General features: G+C 66.8%; 12 protein-coding genes. 1 reads left to right on the top strand and 11 read right to left on the bottom strand.

What is annotated here, in order from left to right; translation table 11 throughout:
* Positions 1–49 precede the first annotated feature (49 nt).
* The 8 genes from tatA to dop all read right to left on the bottom strand — a co-directional run bounded on the left by tatA (position 50) and on the right by dop (position 7,333).
* Positions 50–304: a Sec-independent protein translocase subunit TatA gene (gene tatA, locus QSJ18_RS04035; RefSeq protein WP_286324966.1), complete on the bottom strand. Its 255-nt coding sequence runs from the start codon at positions 302–304 to the stop codon at positions 50–52.
* Between the two features lie 91 nt (positions 305–395).
* The gene (locus QSJ18_RS04030; RefSeq protein ID WP_286324964.1) at positions 396–1,358 is read right to left on the bottom strand and encodes a WYL domain-containing transcriptional regulator; all 963 of its coding nucleotides are present in this window, start codon (positions 1,356–1,358) and stop codon (positions 396–398) included.
* On the bottom strand, positions 1,358–2,350 hold the full coding sequence (locus QSJ18_RS04025) for a helix-turn-helix transcriptional regulator (protein WP_286324963.1): 993 nt from the start codon (positions 2,348–2,350) through the stop codon (positions 1,358–1,360). The genes QSJ18_RS04030 and QSJ18_RS04025 overlap by 1 nt, the downstream gene beginning before the upstream one ends.
* 16 nt (positions 2,351–2,366) lie before the next feature.
* Positions 2,367–3,725, bottom strand: coding sequence for a Pup--protein ligase (gene pafA / locus QSJ18_RS04020; protein ID WP_286324962.1), 1,359 nt, complete (start codon positions 3,723–3,725; stop codon positions 2,367–2,369).
* 48 nt (positions 3,726–3,773) lie between these two features.
* Positions 3,774–4,583, bottom strand: a complete 810-nt coding sequence (prcA, locus tag QSJ18_RS04015; protein ID WP_286324961.1) for a proteasome subunit alpha — start codon at positions 4,581–4,583, stop codon at positions 3,774–3,776.
* On the bottom strand, positions 4,584–5,450 hold the full coding sequence (gene prcB, locus QSJ18_RS04010; protein ID WP_286324959.1) for a proteasome subunit beta: 867 nt from the start codon (positions 5,448–5,450) through the stop codon (positions 4,584–4,586). It abuts the gene before it with no gap.
* Positions 5,447–5,641 carry a ubiquitin-like protein Pup gene (locus tag QSJ18_RS04005; protein WP_286324958.1) on the bottom strand — a complete coding sequence of 65 codons (195 nt, stop codon included), beginning with the start codon at positions 5,639–5,641 and terminating at the stop codon, positions 5,447–5,449. Before QSJ18_RS04005 ends, prcB begins: the two co-directional genes overlap by 4 nt.
* A gap of 192 nt (positions 5,642–5,833) precedes the next feature.
* Positions 5,834–7,333, bottom strand: a complete 1,500-nt coding sequence (dop, locus tag QSJ18_RS04000) for a depupylase/deamidase Dop (protein WP_286324956.1) — start codon at positions 7,331–7,333, stop codon at positions 5,834–5,836.
* 79 nt (positions 7,334–7,412) lie between these two features.
* Here dop and glgP point away from each other — a divergent pair, with 79 nt between their 5' ends.
* Entirely contained in the window at positions 7,413–9,965 is a 2,553-nt protein-coding gene (gene glgP / locus QSJ18_RS03995) for an alpha-glucan family phosphorylase (RefSeq protein WP_286324955.1), read from the top strand.
* 116 nt (positions 9,966–10,081) lie between these two features.
* Here glgP and QSJ18_RS03990 read toward each other — a convergent pair whose 3' ends face one another.
* From QSJ18_RS03990 to QSJ18_RS03980, 3 genes are all read right to left on the bottom strand, one after another.
* On the bottom strand, positions 10,082–12,640 hold the full coding sequence (locus tag QSJ18_RS03990; RefSeq protein ID WP_462475979.1) for an FHA domain-containing protein: 2,559 nt from the start codon (positions 12,638–12,640) through the stop codon (positions 10,082–10,084).
* Between the two features lie 97 nt (positions 12,641–12,737).
* Positions 12,738–14,531: a proteasome ATPase gene (gene arc / locus QSJ18_RS03985; RefSeq protein ID WP_286324954.1), complete on the bottom strand. Its 1,794-nt coding sequence runs from the start codon at positions 14,529–14,531 to the stop codon at positions 12,738–12,740.
* A 180-nt stretch (positions 14,532–14,711) separates the two neighbouring features.
* Positions 14,712–15,542 (bottom strand): tRNA (adenine-N1)-methyltransferase, encoded by an 831-nt coding sequence (locus tag QSJ18_RS03980; RefSeq protein ID WP_286324953.1) that lies wholly within the window; start codon positions 15,540–15,542, stop codon positions 14,712–14,714.
* Between the last annotated feature and the right edge of the window lie 53 nt (positions 15,543–15,595).

Raw genomic sequence — 15,595 nt, 5'->3', positions numbered from 1 at the left:
GCTGCCCTGCGCTGACGGTTGTCGGTGAGGGATCGGAACGTCGAAACTGCTAGGCAGATTTCTTGACGTTCTCTTCGGTGGTGCCGGTCGTGCCGTTCGGCGCCGACGGCGGAAGTTCGCGGGAGGTCGGTTGAGGAGACTCCGGCTGGGGGGAGTCGTCCTTCTGCATCTCCTTGACCTCGCTCTTGAGGATGCGCAGTGACTGACCCAGCCCGCGAGCGGCGTCCGGCAACCGCTTGGAACCGAAGATCACCACCACGACCAGCGCCACGATCAGCCAGTGCCACCAGGACAACGCGCCCATGTCTACCTCCCGATAGGTCTTGTAGTCGATCGTACCCCGCTCGCGGTCGCGCGCGGGGACCGGATGCGGGCCATCGGACCCGGATCAGCTGTCACCGATATCGGGTCCGGGCGGCCATCGCCGCATCACGAACCGTAGCGGTCGTCGTCGGCTGCCCGACGACCCGCACACCGCCACCGAACCCGAGGAGGAAGCGGTGCAGCCACTCCGGGGACCCGTACGCAAGCCGTGCACGCACCGGGTCGCCGGTCGCTCGAAGTGTCGGGTCGGCGATCGGATCGGCCGGGTAGTAATCGAGCACCCACAGGTGATCGGCGTCGACCTCGATCTCCACGGTCGGCAGATCCGGATTGTCGGCAGGCAGTGTCGGCGCCACCCGGTCGACGGCGTCGGCGGGCGGCGCGCTGGGCTCGTCGAGTTCGACGGCCTCGTCCACGCGGTCGAATCGGAACAGCCGGACCCCGTCGGACAACCGGCACCACGCCTCGAGGTAGGTGTGCTGGTCCATCACCTGCAGCCGGATCGGATCGACCACACGTTCGGCCACGCTGTCCCGCCCGGCCGAGTAGTACCGCAGCCGGATCGCCCGCCGACGCCGCACCGCGTCGCGGATCGTCGTATAGGTGGGCACCTCGGCGGCCGCCGACGGACCGTCGGCGGAGGCCAGCGCGGGTAGCGCCGACCCGACGGCGGCCTCGATCTTCGCAATCGCTCGTTGCGCCGGATCGCGATCGATCAGACCGGCGGTGTCCACCAGTGCGCGCAAAGCGACCAGTAGTGTGCTGGCCTCGGTGGTCGTCAGACGCAGCGGCCGGTCCATCCCCGCGGTGAACCCGACGTCGACATGCCCCTCGCTGAACTCCAACTCGATCAGGTCGTCCGGGTAATAACCGGGCAATCCGCAGACGAACAGCTGCTCGAGGTCCTTGGTGAGCTGTTTGGGGGTGACCCCCAGGTCTTGCGCGGCCTGGGATATCGAGATCCCCCGATGTGCCTGGAAATACGGCACCATCGCGAGGAGGCGGCTGAGTCTGGTGGGCTGCGCGCCGGCCATCAGATATCCACCCCGACGAGAGTGTCGAGCGCGTCGATCACCGTTGACCTCAGTTCCGGCGGATCCAGGACGACCGCATCGCGCCCGGCACCGAGCACCATCCGGGCCAGCGTCGACAGCGACCGGATCTCGATGGTGAGTACGTCGCCGGGATCGCCGTCGGCGTCACCGGGTTCGCTGTCGGTGGCCAGCCTGCGCAGACCGGCGGCCCGCCCCGCCGCGACCCAGACCCGGGCGATCCGCCCGTCGGCACCCGCCGCGGTGTCGACGGCGGCGGAGACGACCGACTGCAGGTCCGTGCCGGCCGGCACGACGACCGAACCGGGCTCCCCGATCGGCCGGATATCGGAGATGCGGGACAGCCGGAAGGTCCGCGTGGCTGCCCGGTCGCGATCATGTCCGACGACATACCAGCGTCCGCGGTGGGTGACCACGCCCCAGGGTTCGAGGGTGCGCGTCGACGAGGCCACCGCCGATCCCGGGCGATGCGTGAATTCGACCGCCTGCCCGGCGTCGATCGCGTTGAGCAGGCCACCGATGACCACTTCGGAACCCATCGATCGCGCCGCCGACGCCGCGGTGATCTCGAGTTCGTCGTCGGCGCGCACGTCCACCCCTGCCGCGCGCAGCTTCAGTACGGCGGTCTTGGAGATCGTCGACACCTCCGGCGTGTCCCACAGCGCTGCCGCCATCGCGATCGCGGCGGCCTCCTCGCGGTCGAGGCTGATGTCGGGCAACTCGTAGGTGTCGCGGTTGATCCGGTAACCGTCGGCACCGGCCGCCATCGATGATCGCCCGGTCACCAGCGGGATGCCCAGCTCGCGCAGCTCGGTTTTGTCGCGCTCGAACATCCGGTTGAACGCCTCGTCCGACTGCCCGTCGTCGGCGTATCCGGCGACATTGCGCCGGATGTAGTCGGCGGTCACGAACTGGCGGGTGGACAGCAGGCAGATCACCAGGTTGAGGAGTCGCTCGACTTTCGCGGTAGCCACCCGGCCAGCCTAGTTGTCACATGGATGCGATCAGGCGATCGACGCGCTCATCGACGCTGCGGAACGGGTCCTTGCACAGCACGGTCCGCTGGGCCTGATCGTTGAGTTTGAGATGCACCCAGTCGACGGTGAAGTCCCGTCCGGCCTTCTGCGCCGCCGAGATGAAGTCACCGCGCAGTTTGGCGCGCGTCGTCTGGGGCGGCTCGTCCACCGCGGTGGCGATCGCCTCGTCGGTGGTCGCTCGGGTGACCAGACCTTTGCGGGTCAGCAGATCGAAGACGCCGCGGCCACGCTTGATGTCGTGGTAGGCGAGGTCGAGCTGGGCGATCTTCGGGTCCGACAGCTCCATCGAGTACCGGTCCTGATAGCGCTGGAACAGCTTGCGCTTGATCACCCAGTCGATCTCGGTGTCGACCTTGCTGAAGTCGTCGCGTTCGACGGCGTCGAGCATCCGGCCCCACAGGTCGACGACCATATCCATCTCCGGGTCTGGTCGGCGGTTGACCAGATGTTCGACGGCCCGGGCGTGATATTCGCGCTGAATGTCGAGGGCGCTGGCCTGGCGTCCCCCGGCCAACCGGACCGGACGGCTGCCGGTCGGGTCGTGGCTCACCTCACGGATCGCCCGAATCGGGTTGTCCAGAGCGAAATCCCGGAAGGCCACCCCGGACTCGATCATCTCCAGGACGAGCGTCGCCGAGCCGACCTTGAGCAGTGTGGTCATCTCGGACATGTTCGAGTCGCCGACGATGACGTGCAGGCGCCGGTACTTCTCGGCGTCGGCGTGCGGTTCGTCGCGGGTGTTGATGATCGGCCGAGACCGTGTGGTCGCCGAGGACACCCCCTCCCAGATGTGTTCGGCGCGCTGGGACAGACAGAACGTCGCCGCCTTCGGGGTGGCGAGGACCTTGCCCGCGCCGCAGATCAGCTGGCGGGTGACCAGGAAGGGCAGCAGAACATCGGAGATCCGGGAGAACTCACCCGCACGCACCACCAGATAGTTCTCATGGCAGCCGTAGGAGTTGCCCGCCGAGTCGGTGTTGTTCTTGAACAGATAGATGTCGCCGCCGATCCCCTCGTCGGCGAGCCGCTGTTCGGCGTCGACGAGCAGATCCTCCAGAACGAGTTCACCGGCCCGATCGTGGTTGATCAGCTGGATGAGACTGTCGCATTCGGCGGTGGCGTACTCCGGATGCGAACCCACGTCGAGATAGAGGCGAGCGCCGTTCTGCAGGAACACGTTCGACGACCGGCCCCACGAGACCACCCGCCGGAACAGGTAGCGTGCGACCTCGTCCGGACTCAGCCGACGATGACCGTGGAAGGTGCACGTGACACCGAACTCGGTCTCGATGCCCATGATTCGACGCTGCATCCGTCCAACCCTACCCGCGAGTGTGTCCGTGGGGACGGTGCCGAGACATTACGAGTCGCTCGCGTCGGGACCGCCACCCGCCGAGGCGTTCTCGTCCGAATCCGCGTCTGCGGCGGCATCTTCGGGGGCATCTTCGGCGGGCGGAGCGGGTAGCAGCGCCTCCACGGCCGCGGTGGCGAGCCGTTTGAACGCCCGCCGCGGCCGGGTGCGGTCGAGGGTCGCCACCTCGAGATCACTCGCGGCCAGCGCCCGACGTTCGGCGGTGGCCCCGTTGGCGCCCTCGGCCGGTGTCGTCAGCGCGTCGACCGCGATGCCGACCGCCCGGGCCAGATCCAGATCCGGCTCATAGCTCTCACGCAGGGCCGCGACGATCGGCTCGGTGGTGCCACCCATAACCAGAAAACGGGTCTCGTCGGTGATCGACCCGTCATAGCTGATCCGGTACAGCTGTGACGGCCGCGGCTTTCCCGGCCGGGCGACCTCGGCCACGCACAGTTCGACCTCGAAGGGCTTTGCCTGTTCGGTGAACACGCTGCCGAGCGCATTGGCGTAGGTGTTGGCCAGCGACAGCCCGGACACATCCGCGCGGTCGTAGCTGTACCCACGCATGTCGGCCAGCTGGATCCCGGCCTTGCGCAGACTCTCGAACTCGTTGTATTTGCCGACCGCGGCGAAACCGATGCGGTCATAGATCTCACTGGTCTTACGCAGCGTGTTCGACGGGTTCTCGGCCACGAACAGCACACCATCGGCGTAAGTCAGGATGACCACGCTGCGTCCGCGCGCGATGCCCTTGCGGGCCAGTTCCGAACGATCGCGCATGATCTGTTCGGCGCTGGCGTAATACGGGAACGTCATCTATTCATCTCCCCCGTGCTCGGCTCCGCGACGTTCGATGACGGCAACTGCCGCACGTTCGATGGCGTCGCGTTCCACCTCCTGGGCACCTGTGGCGTCGACGGTCACCGCGAGCGGGAAGATCTTGCGCACGATGTCGGGACCGCCGGTCGCCGAATCGTCGTCGGCCGCGTCGTAGAGCGCCTCCACCGCGATCGCGAGTGCCTGCTCGGCATCGAGGTCATCGCGGTAGAGCTTCTTCAGCGAGGATTTCGCGAACACCGACCCGGATCCGATCGCCTGGTAGCCGCCGAACTCCTCATGCCGGTCCCCGGCGATGTCGAAGGAGAAGATCCGACCGCGTTCGGTGGGGTCGTCGTGGTCGATGTCGTAGCCGACGAGCAGCGGGACGGCCGCCAGACCCTGCATCGCGGCACCCAGGTTGCCGCGGACCATCGACGCCAGGCGCGACACCTTGCCGTCCAGGGTCAGCGGGACACCCTCGATCTTCTCGTAATGCTCGAGTTCGACCGCGAACAGGCGCACCATCTCGATCGCGATACCCGCGGTTCCGGCGATACCCGCCGCGGAGTAGTCGTCGGTGACGTAGACCTTCTTGACGTCGCGGGTCGCGATCAGATTGCCCATGGTCGCCCGCCGGTCACCGGCCAACACCACGCCGCCCGGATAGGACACCGCGACGATGGTGGTGCCGTGCGGGATGTCCGGCGTCGTGCCGGCGAAGCCGCCGAGCGCTTCGGCACGCGCCTGCGGCAACTGCTCCGGCGCATGCTGCCGTAGGTAATCGGTGAACGACGAGATGTCAGCTCCGAGTGACAATCCGGATCGTCGGGACGAGTTCGAGGACGAGGCGAAACCGTCGCTCACTGGCCACCCTTCTGCACGTAGGCGCGGACGAAGTCCTCGGCATTCTCCTCGAGCACGTCATCGATCTCGTCGAGCAGGTCGTCGGTGTCGTCGGCAAGCTTCTCGCGGCGTTCCTGTCCGGCCGAACCGTCGGGGCCGAGGCCCTCGTCGTCGCCGCTGCCGCCGCCGCGCTTGGTCTGTTCCTGCGCCATCTGCTGCCTCCTTTGACCGATCGGCCCCTCGCGGGCCACCCGCGGGTTCTTCGCCTGTCGCCGACGACAACTCGGGCCGGTGACGCTTCGGACGAATCCCCAGGGAATCGTGTAATCCCACACTACCGGTGGAGGCGCCCGCCGGTGGGGAACGAAACGAAGCGGACGAAACGGCGTCCGCCGACCGCCACGCTAGTTGGTGAGCTGTGCGACGAGTTCGGCTGCCGAATCGACCGAGTCGAGCAGTCTGCCGACGTGGGCCTGAGTGCCGCGCAGCGGCTCCAGGGTGGGGATGCGTACCAGGGAGTCCCCACCGAGATCGAAGATCACCGAATCCCAGCTCGCGGCGGCGACGTCGGCCCCGAATCGGCGCAGACATTCCCCGCGGAAGTACGCACGTGTGTTCAACGGGGGCTCCGAGATCGCGGCGAGCACCTGATTCTCATCGACCAGGCGTTTCATCGACCCGCGGGCGACGAGCCGGTTGTACAGACCCTTGTCCAGGCGGACGTCGGAGTACTGCAGGTCGATCAGCTGCAGACGCGGCGCCGACCACCCCAGACCCTCGCGTTGGCGGAAACCCTCCAGAATGCGCAGCTTGGCCGGCCAGTCGAGGATGTCGGCGCATTCCATCGGATCGCGTTCCAGGCGGTCGAGGACGTCGGCCCAGGTGTCCAGGACATGCGCGGCGCGCAGGTCGTCGGAATGTTCTCGATCGTGGAACCGCCTGCACCGGTCGAGGTATTCGCGCTGCAAGGCCAGACCGGTCAGCTCGCGGCCGTCGGTGAGTGCGACCGTCGCGGTGAGTGTCGGGTCGTGGGAGATGGCGTGTACGGCCTGCACCGGCCGGGCCAGTTCGATGTCGGAGAAGTCCTCACCCGCCTCGATCAGGTCCAGGACCAGGGCGGTCGTGCCGACCTTCAGATAGGTGGCGGTCTCGGCGAGGTTGGCGTCGCCGATGATGACGTGCAGGCGGCGATACCGCTCCGGATCGGCGTGCGGTTCGTCGCGGGTGTTGATGATTCCGCGCTTGAGCGTGGTCTCCAAGCCGACCTCGACCTCGATGTAGTCGGCGCGCTGCGACAGCTGATAGCCCGCCTCGTCGCCGGACTGGCCGATACCGACACGTCCGGACCCGCAGATAACCTGGCGGGAGGCGAAGAAGGTGGTGAGTCCGCTGATCACCGCGGTGAACGGCGTGTCCCGGTTCATCAGGTAGTTCTCGTGGGTGCCGTAGGAGGCGCCCTTACCGTCGATGTTGTTCTTGTAGAGCTGCAGGCGGGGTGCGCCGGGCACGCTGGCGACGTGCCGGGCCGCGGCCTCCATGACCCGTTCGCCTGCCTTGTCCCAGATGACCGCATCCAGCGGATCGGTCACCTCCGGCGCGGAATACTCCGGGTGCGCATGGTCGACGTAGAGGCGCGCACCGTTGGTCAGGATCATGTTGGCGGCGCCGATCTCGTCGGCATCGATGATCGGGGCCGGCCCCGATCCGCGGCCGAGATCGAACCCGCGGGCGTCACGCAGCGGTGATTCGACCTCATAGTCCCAGCGTGTGCGCTTGGCGCGGGGAACACCAGCAGCCGCCGCATACGCCAGCACGGCCTGGGTGGAGGTCATGATCGGATTCGCGGTCGGGTCGCCCGGTGCGGAGATGCCGTACTCGACTTCGGTCCCGATGATTCGCTGCATGCCACGAGCCTAGAGGGCGGACCGTCCGACGGCGCGCAGCGGTCGCCGAGCGGCGTCCGACTGGGTACCGTCTGGACCTGTGAAAGCATTCCGGCGGTTCAACGTTCGCGTCCCTCTGCCACCGCAACTGACCGACCTCTCCATCCTCGCGAACAACCTCCGCTGGGTGTGGCATACGCCCACGCAGGACCTGTTCGCGCAGATCGATCCCGAACGCTGGGCCGTCGGCGGTGATCCGCTGCGGTTGCTCGCCGAAGTCGACCCGGCGCGGATGACACAGCTGGCCACCGACGCCGGGTTCTGCGCGCGACTGGGTGCGCTGCGGACCGAACTCGACGAATACCTCGATGCGCCGCAGTGGTTCGGCACCTTCCGCGACGACGGTCACGCGTTACCTGCGGGTATCGCCTACTTCTCGATGGAGTTCGGCATCACCGAGGTGCTGCCGATCTATTCCGGCGGCCTCGGCATCCTGGCCGGCGATCATCTGAAAGCGGCGTCGGACCTGGGACTTCCGCTGACCGGTGTCGGTCTGTTCTACCGCTCCGGATACTTCCGGCAGAGCCTGTCGCGGGACGGTTGGCAGATCGAGCGCTATCCGGTCAACGACCCCGGCGCGCTGCCGCTGACGCTGCTGACCGACGCCGACGACTCCCCGGTCATCATCTCGGTCGCCATGCCGGGGCAGCGCATGCTGCACGCCCAGGTGTGGGTGGCCACGGTCGGGCGGATACCGCTGTTGCTCCTCGACTCCGACATCGCACTCAATCACGAGGAACTGCGCACGGTCACCGATCGCCTGTACGGCGGCGACCAGGACCATCGGATCAAACAGGAGATCCTGCTCGGCATCGGCGGTGTCCGCGCGCTACGTGAATTCGTGCGCATCACCGCACGCCCGGAGCCGACCGTGTTCCACATGAACGAGGGGCACGCGGGATTCCTGGGTGTCGAACGGATCCGCGAACTGGTCAGCGGTTCGGCCCGCCTGGACTTCGACAGCGCCGAGAACGTCGTGCGCGCCTCGAATGTGTTCACCACCCACACCCCGGTACCCGCGGGTATCGACCGCTTCCCCACCGATCTCGTCCGCTACTACCTCGACCCCGACGACCAGGGTCGCTCCCGGCTGCTGGGCGGACTCGACGCCACCACCGTGCTCGAGTTGGGCGATGAGGCCGACCCCGACGTGTTCAACATGGCGCATATGGGATTCCGCCTCGGTCAGCGCAGCAACGGGGTATCGATGCTGCACGGGGCGGTCAGCCGCCAGATGTTCGCCGACATGTGGCCGGGTTTCGACGCCGCGGAGGTGCCGATCGGTTCGGTGACCAACGGTGTACACGGCTTCACGTGGGTCGCGCGGCCGTGGCGCGAACTGGCGCCCGACGAGGACTCGGCGGGCGATGTGTACGCGAAGCTGGCGGCGCCGCAGCTGTGGGGCATCCGCAACGATCTGCGCGCCCAGCTGGTCGACGAGGTGCGCAGGCGAGCTCACGCCAGTGCCCTGGAACGCGGGTACATTGACGCCGAGTTGGGCTGGACCGCAGACATCTTCGACCCGGGGACACTGACGATCGGGTTCGCCCGCCGGGCCGCGACCTACAAGCGGCTGACGCTGATGCTGCGTGATCCGGAGCGGCTGCGTCGACTGCTGACCGATCCGGATCGGCCGGTGCAGCTGGTGATCGCCGGTAAGGCCCACCCCGCGGACAACGGCGGCAAGGCACTGATCCAGGAGATGGTCCGGTTCACCGAGGACCACGAGCTGCGCAATTCGATCGTGTTCCTGCCCGACTACGACATCTCGATGGCGCGCGACATCTACGCCGGATGCGATGTGTGGCTGAACAATCCGGTGCGTCCGATGGAGGCGTGCGGCACGTCGGGGATGAAGTCCGCCCTCAACGGTGGCCTGAATCTGTCGATCCTCGACGGCTGGTGGGACGAGATGGCCGACGGTGAGAACGGCTGGGCCATCCCGTCGGCCGAAGGCGTCCCCGACGAGAACCGCCGCGACGACCTGGAGGCGCAGGCGCTGTATTCGCTCCTCGAGGAGTCGGTGATCCCGCTGTTCTACGACCGTGGCGCCGACGGCATCCCGGCCCGATGGGTGGAGATGGTGCGGCACACGCTGGCCGAACTCGGCCCTAAGGTGCTGGCGTCACGAATGGTCCGCGACTACACGACCTCGCTGTACGCTCCGGCCGCACAGTCCTATGCCGCGGCGTGCGCGGACGACTACGCCCTGGCCGCCGATTTGGCCGACTACCGGAACAAGCTCGATACGGGCTGGTCGGCGGTGCTGATCGCCGGGGTCGAGGACGAGAAGACCGCCGACGGACTGCGCGTCACCGCCCACGTCGCGCTCGGTGAGCTGACACCGGCGGATGTGCTGGTGCAGACCGTGCTCGGTCGAGTCGGCGACGAAGGCGACCTCATCGACCCCACGTTCGCGTCAATGACCGCGGCCACCGAGCCGGACGCCGCGGGGCGCACGGTGTTCAGCGCGGTGCTCGGCCCGCGCTCGTCGGGGCTGCTGGGCTACACGGTGCGGGTACTGCCCACCCACCCCGGTCTCAGCGACGTCGCCGAGGCCGGCCTGGTGCGCTACCCCGAACAGTCCGCCTGACCGCCGTTAGCCCAAATTCCGGTTAGCCCCAACTCCGCTCGCCCCCGCCCGGGCCGACCACCCGACGCCGATGCTCGCCGATCGCAGGCGAGCATCGGCGATGGTTCAAGCCCGGATCAGGCCGTCTTCTTGAGGCGTAGGCGCGAATAGGTGAGCAGGGCCAGCAGACCACCGATCACAGCCAGCACCGTCAGCGCGAGCAGTGAATGAGCCACCGTCGGTTCCCACAGGGTGTTGTCCTTTGCCTGCGGTGCGAAGGCGTTGATCTTCGGCAGGTCGACCGCACCGGCGGCCGCCGCATAACCCCAGAACGACGGGAAGATCCAGCTGAACTGTTCCAACCCGGGGGCATCGAGTTTGAACAGGCCACCACAGAACACCAGTTGCACCATGATGACGATCACCAAGGGCGGCATGACCTGCTCGTTGGACTTCACCATCGACGAGATGGCCAGGCCGACCAGCGTCGACACACATGCCAACGCGGCAACCGCGACCATCAGATCGATCGGTGGGCTCGTCAGCGGTCCGCCGAAGTCGGGGACACCGTTCTTCCGGAGGGCAAAGGTGATGGAGACCATCACGACGCTCTGTAGCACGGCAGCGATGAAGAAGACGACGATCTTGGCCCAGAGGTAGGCACCCGGGCGGAGTCCCACCGCGCGTTCCCGCTCGAAGATGTCGCGTTCGCCGACGAGATCCCGGACGGTGAGCGCGGCGCCCATGAATGCGGCGCCGACGACCAGGACGACCAGGATCTGGACCGCCTCCCCGGCATCCTTCGGTGGTTGATTCGGATTGGCCGGATCCGGACCGGCGATGCCGAAACCGTTCTTGCCCGGGATGACCAAGGTCAGCAGACCGAGTACCACGGGCAGCAACACCAGGAATGCCAGGTAGCCGACATCTGCGAAGATCAGCCGGATCTGACGTCGGCCGATGGTGCTGGACTGTCGCGCGAAGCTGGTGTGCGGCACCGGGATCGGCGGTCCGGGTGCAGGCCTGGGCGGTGGCGGCTGTGGCCGGCGCCGATTGCGGTCGAGGAAGCGCATATGTGCCGTGTCGGGCTGATCGGCGACATAGGCGAAGATCTCGGCCCAGTCGTCGGTACCCATCGCGGCCTTGACCTGATCGGGCGGCCCGCAGAAGGCGGTCTTGCCGCCCGGGGCGAGCAGCAGCACCTGATCGCACATCGACAGGTAGGTCAGCGAGTGGGTGACCACCAGCACCACGCGGCCGGCATCGGCCAGGCGGCGCAGCGTCGCCATGACCTGACGGTCCAGGGCGGGGTCGAGGCCGGAGGTCGGTTCGTCGAGGATCAGCAGCGACGGACCGGTGAGCAGTTCCATGGCCACCGACGCGCGCTTCTGCTGACCACCGGAGAGTTTGTCGACGCGGGTGTCGACATGTTCGGTCAGCTGGAGTTCGCTCAGCACGCCGTTGATCACGTTGTCCCGGTCGGCTTTCGACAGATCCGGGGGCAGACGAAGTTCGGCGGCGTAGCGCAGCGCCTGCCGCAGTGTCAGTTTGTGGTGCAGCACATCCTTCTGCGGGACCATGCCGATGCGGGTGCGCAGCGCATCGTATTCGGCGTGCACACTGCGGTTCTCGAAGGTGACGACACCACTGGTCGGCGCGTTCAGTCCGGCGGCGATCTTCGACACCGTCGACTTACCGGCACCCGAGGGACCGATCACCGCGGTCAAGGTGCCCGGGCTGGCGGAGAACTCGATGTCGGCGAGCAGTCGCTTACCGCCATCGACGACCAAGCTGATCCCATGCACGTGCAGACCGCCGGCCACGGCTTCGCGGCCCTGCCCGCGGATGAGCTTGCCCGCCGACACCACGAAGTCGCTGTTACCGATGGTGACGACGTCACCGTCGGTCAGCGTGGTCCGGCCGACGCGACGACCGTTGACGAAGGTGCCGTTGACGCTGTTCAGATCCTCGATGGTCAAGGCGCCGGACACGGTGCTGACCCGTGCATGATGGCGCGATGCCAGCACGTCGTTGACGACGATGTCGTTGTCCGGGGTCCGGCCGATCGACTGCACCCCGGTCAGCGAGATGGTCTCGCGGCCTGGGCTTACTCCAGCGGCACGGCCGGTACCGCCCGGAATCTGATAGACGGCAGAAACGTTCTGCTGCAACGCCTGTAGATGCGGGGCGTTGCGCAGTTCACGCGGCATCGGTTCCAGCCCGTGCTCGCGGGAATAGCTGCCCGGCGCGGGTACGCGCAGCGGCATCCGGGCCGAACCGGGCGTGGCCTGCGGTGGTGTCGGTCCGGAAGACGGTGGCGTCGCCGGAGTGGCGCCGAAACCGCGCGACGACGGGGCGGGCCGGCCGCCACCGTTCGAATCGGTTCCGGGGGCCAGGGCGAAGTTCAGCCACGGTCCGGTCGCGACGTCGCCGACCCGGATCTGTACGGATCCCGGCAGCGCGAACTCGGGAACGCGGCGGCCGTTGACGAAGAAGCCGTTGGTGCTGCCGGTGTCGACCACCCACCAGCGGTTGGCACGCCACTCGATGGCGAGATGGTGACGCGACACGGTGGGGTGGTTCACCACGATGTCGTTGTCGGGCGTCCGGCCCAGCGTGATACGTGGACGCTCACCCAGTGGGTGCGTCGTTCCGTCGACCGTGACGCTCCCCCGCGTCATCGAGATACTGTTCATCACCGCTGACTTTAATCGGTGACGACCGCTCGCACATCCGACACGTCGACCGGTCGGTGGACGCGGTCGACGTGTCGGAGGTGGGACGGACTTTCGGTCAGAGGTACTGGCCGGTGTTCGTCTCGGTGTCGATAGCTCGGCTGGCGCCCGCACTCTTGCCGGTGACGAGGGTGCGGATGTAGACGATCCGCTCGCCCTTCTTACCCGAGATCCGGGCCCAGTCATCGGGATTGGTGGTGTTGGGCAGATCCTCGTTCTCGGCGAATTCGTCGAGGATCGAGTCGAACAGATGCTGGACCCGCAGACCTGGTGCGCCGGTGTCCAACTGCGACTTGATCGCGTACTTCTTGGCCCGGTCGACGACGTTCTGAATCATCGCACCGGAGTTGAAGTCCTTGAAGTACATGACTTCTTTGTCGCCGTTGGCGTAGGTGACCTCCAGGAAGCGGTTGTCGTCGCTCTCGGCGTACATCCGTTCCACGACCCGCTCGATCATCGCATTGAGGCATGCGGTGCGGTCGCCGCCGAACTCGTTGAGATCATCGACGTGGACCGGCAGGCCCTCGACGAGGTACTTGGAGAAGATGTCCATCGCCGACTCGGCATCGGGCCGTTCGATCTTGATCTTCACGTCGAGTCGGCCTGGACGCAGGATGGCCGGGTCGATCATGTCCTCGCGGTTGGAGGCACCGATGACGATGACGTTCTCCAGCCCTTCGACACCGTCGATCTCGCTGAGCAACTGCGGGACGACGGTCGTCTCGACGTCGGAGGACACGCCTGAACCGCGGGTGCGGAAGATCGAGTCCATCTCATCGAAGAACACGATCACCGGGGTGCCTTCGGACGCCTTCTCCCGGGCCCGCTGGAAGATCAGCCGGATGTGCCGCTCGGTCTCGCCGACGAACTTGTTGAGGAGTTCGGGGCCCTTGATGTTGAGGAAGTAGGACTTGGCCTCGTTGGCATCGTCGCCGCGGACCTGGGCGATCTTCTTGGCCAGGGAGTTGGCGACGGCCTTGGCGATGAGCGTCTTGCCGCATCCGGGCGGACCGTAGAGCAGGACGCCCTTCGGCGGGCGCAACGCGTAGTCGCGGAACAGGTCCTTGTGCAGGAACGGCAGCTCGACGGCGTCGCGGATCTGCTCGATCTGGCGCCCCAGACCGCCGATGTCCTCGTATCCGACGTCGGGCACCTCCTCCAGCACGAGGTCCTCGACCTCGGCCTTGGGCACACGCTCGAAGGCGAACCCGGCTTTGGTGTCGATGAGCAGGGAGTCGCCGGGACGCAGCTTTCGGCGTTTACCGTCCTCGGCTTCGAGTTCGCCGAGCAGTGGTTCGGCCAGCCAGACGACGCGCTCTTCGTCGGCATGCCCGACGACCAGGGCGCGCTGCCCGTCCCCGAGGATCTCACGCAGTGTGGAGATCTCGCCGACGGTGTCGAAATCGCAGGCCTCGACAATGGTCAGGGCCTCGTTCAGGCGAAGCGTCTGCCCCTTGTGCAGGGTATCGGTGTCAATATTGGGTGAGCAGGTCAACCGCATCTTGCGACCGGAGGTGAACACGTCGACGGTCGCATCCGGATAGATCTCCAGCAGGACGCCGTAGCCACTGGGCGGCTGGCCGAGCCGGTCGACCTCTTCACGCAGGGCGACGAGCTGCTGACGCGCGTCCTTGAGGGTGTCGAGAAGCTTGGCGTTGCGCGTGGTCAGGCTGTCCACGCGATCCTGGAGATCCTTGACGTCGGTCGGGCGGGAGATTCCCGAACGCTCCGTGGCACCGGCGGCCGGGGGAAATCCCGGGATCGAGCCCTGATCAGGGGGGCTCGCCGTGCGTCCGGACGTGGTATCCCCGGCATCGCCGGTAATTGCGTCGTGACGGTCAGATTCGGTCATTGCTGACTCCTCTCCCCAGGCAAACACCCGGTTCTTCGACCGGCATGGTTGCGCCGTAACACCACGCTACCGGGAGAGTCGCCCGATCGCGCTCCACCTCGCTGATGCCGGTGTTGACGGTGTGTTAAATATGCGACTTCTCAACGTATTCGCGATGTTTCACGCGGTAAACGGATTTTGTCAGCCGCGGGTGGGGCGACGCTGCGGCCGAAGCGTCGTGGTGCCGTCGGCCAGCCGCCGAGCGGTGATCAGAAACGCGGTGTGGCCTTGCATTTTGTGTTCGGGCCGGACGGCAAGACCCACGGCGCTCCAATCGCGCACCAGGGACTCCCAGGCGCGGGGCTCGTTCCAGCAGGTCTGCTCGCGCAGGGCCTCGATGACGCGGGAGAGCTGGGTGACGGTCGCCACGTACACCGTTAGCACTCCACCTGGTTTCAACACGGTACGGACTGTGTCCAGGCATTCCCACGGCGCCAGCATGTCCAGCACGATGCGGTCGAAGCGTTCGTCCTGGTCGATGTTGACGAGGTCGTCGACGGTCAGGGACCAGTTGTCGGGGCGTCCGCCGAAGAAGGTCTCCACGTTGCGGACGGCGTATTCGGCGTGGTCGTCGCGGACCTCGTAGGACACCACCTGTCCGGCGGTGCCGACCGCACGCAGCAACGAGCAGGTCAGCGCACCCGACCCGGCCCCGGCCTCCAGCACGCGGGCACCGGGGAAGATGTCGCCCTCCATGACGATCTGCGCGGAGTCCTTGGGATAGATCACCTGCGCGCCGCGGGGCATCGACAGCACGTAGTCGACGAGCAGCGGCCGCAACGCGAGGTATTCGGTCCCGCTGGTGGCCGAGACGACGCTACCCTCCGGCGCCCCGATCAGGTCGTCGTGGGCGATCGCGCCGCGGTGGGTGTGGAAGTTCTTTCCCTCTTCCAGGACGACCGTGAACTTCCGGCCTTTCGCATCGGTCAACTGAACGCGGTCGCCGATGACGAACGGGCCGGTGGTGGGCAACTGAGGTCCTTTCGGGCGGGATCATGGGGGTACGGATATGTCCCGGATACCGG

The sequence above is a fragment of the Gordonia heveisoli genome, from assembly GCF_030315745.1.
In the GTDB taxonomy this organism is placed as follows: Bacteria; Actinomycetota; Actinomycetes; order Mycobacteriales; family Mycobacteriaceae; genus Gordonia.
Note: the sequence above shows the minus strand (reverse complement) of the source record. Positions and strands in the feature narration are given on the sequence as shown.

Coding starts and splice junctions, on each gene's coding strand:
- tatA (WP_286324966.1), bottom strand. CDS start 304: ATGGGCGCGTTGTCCTGGTGGCACTGGCTGATCGTGGCGCTGGTCGTG.
- QSJ18_RS04030 (WP_286324964.1), bottom strand. CDS start 1,358: ATGGCCGGCGCGCAGCCCACCAGACTCAGCCGCCTCCTCGCGATGGTG.
- prcA (WP_286324961.1), bottom strand. CDS start 4,583: ATGACGTTCCCGTATTACGCCAGCGCCGAACAGATCATGCGCGATCGT.
- pafA (WP_286324962.1), bottom strand. CDS start 3,725: ATGCAGCGTCGAATCATGGGCATCGAGACCGAGTTCGGTGTCACGTGC.
- arc (WP_286324954.1), bottom strand. CDS start 14,531: ATGACCGAATCTGACCGTCACGACGCAATTACCGGCGATGCCGGGGAT.
- dop (WP_286324956.1), bottom strand. CDS start 7,333: ATGCAGCGAATCATCGGGACCGAAGTCGAGTACGGCATCTCCGCACCG.
- QSJ18_RS04005 (WP_286324958.1), bottom strand. CDS start 5,641: ATGGCGCAGGAACAGACCAAGCGCGGCGGCGGCAGCGGCGACGACGAG.
- QSJ18_RS03990 (WP_462475979.1), bottom strand. CDS start 12,640: ATGAACAGTATCTCGATGACGCGGGGGAGCGTCACGGTCGACGGAACG.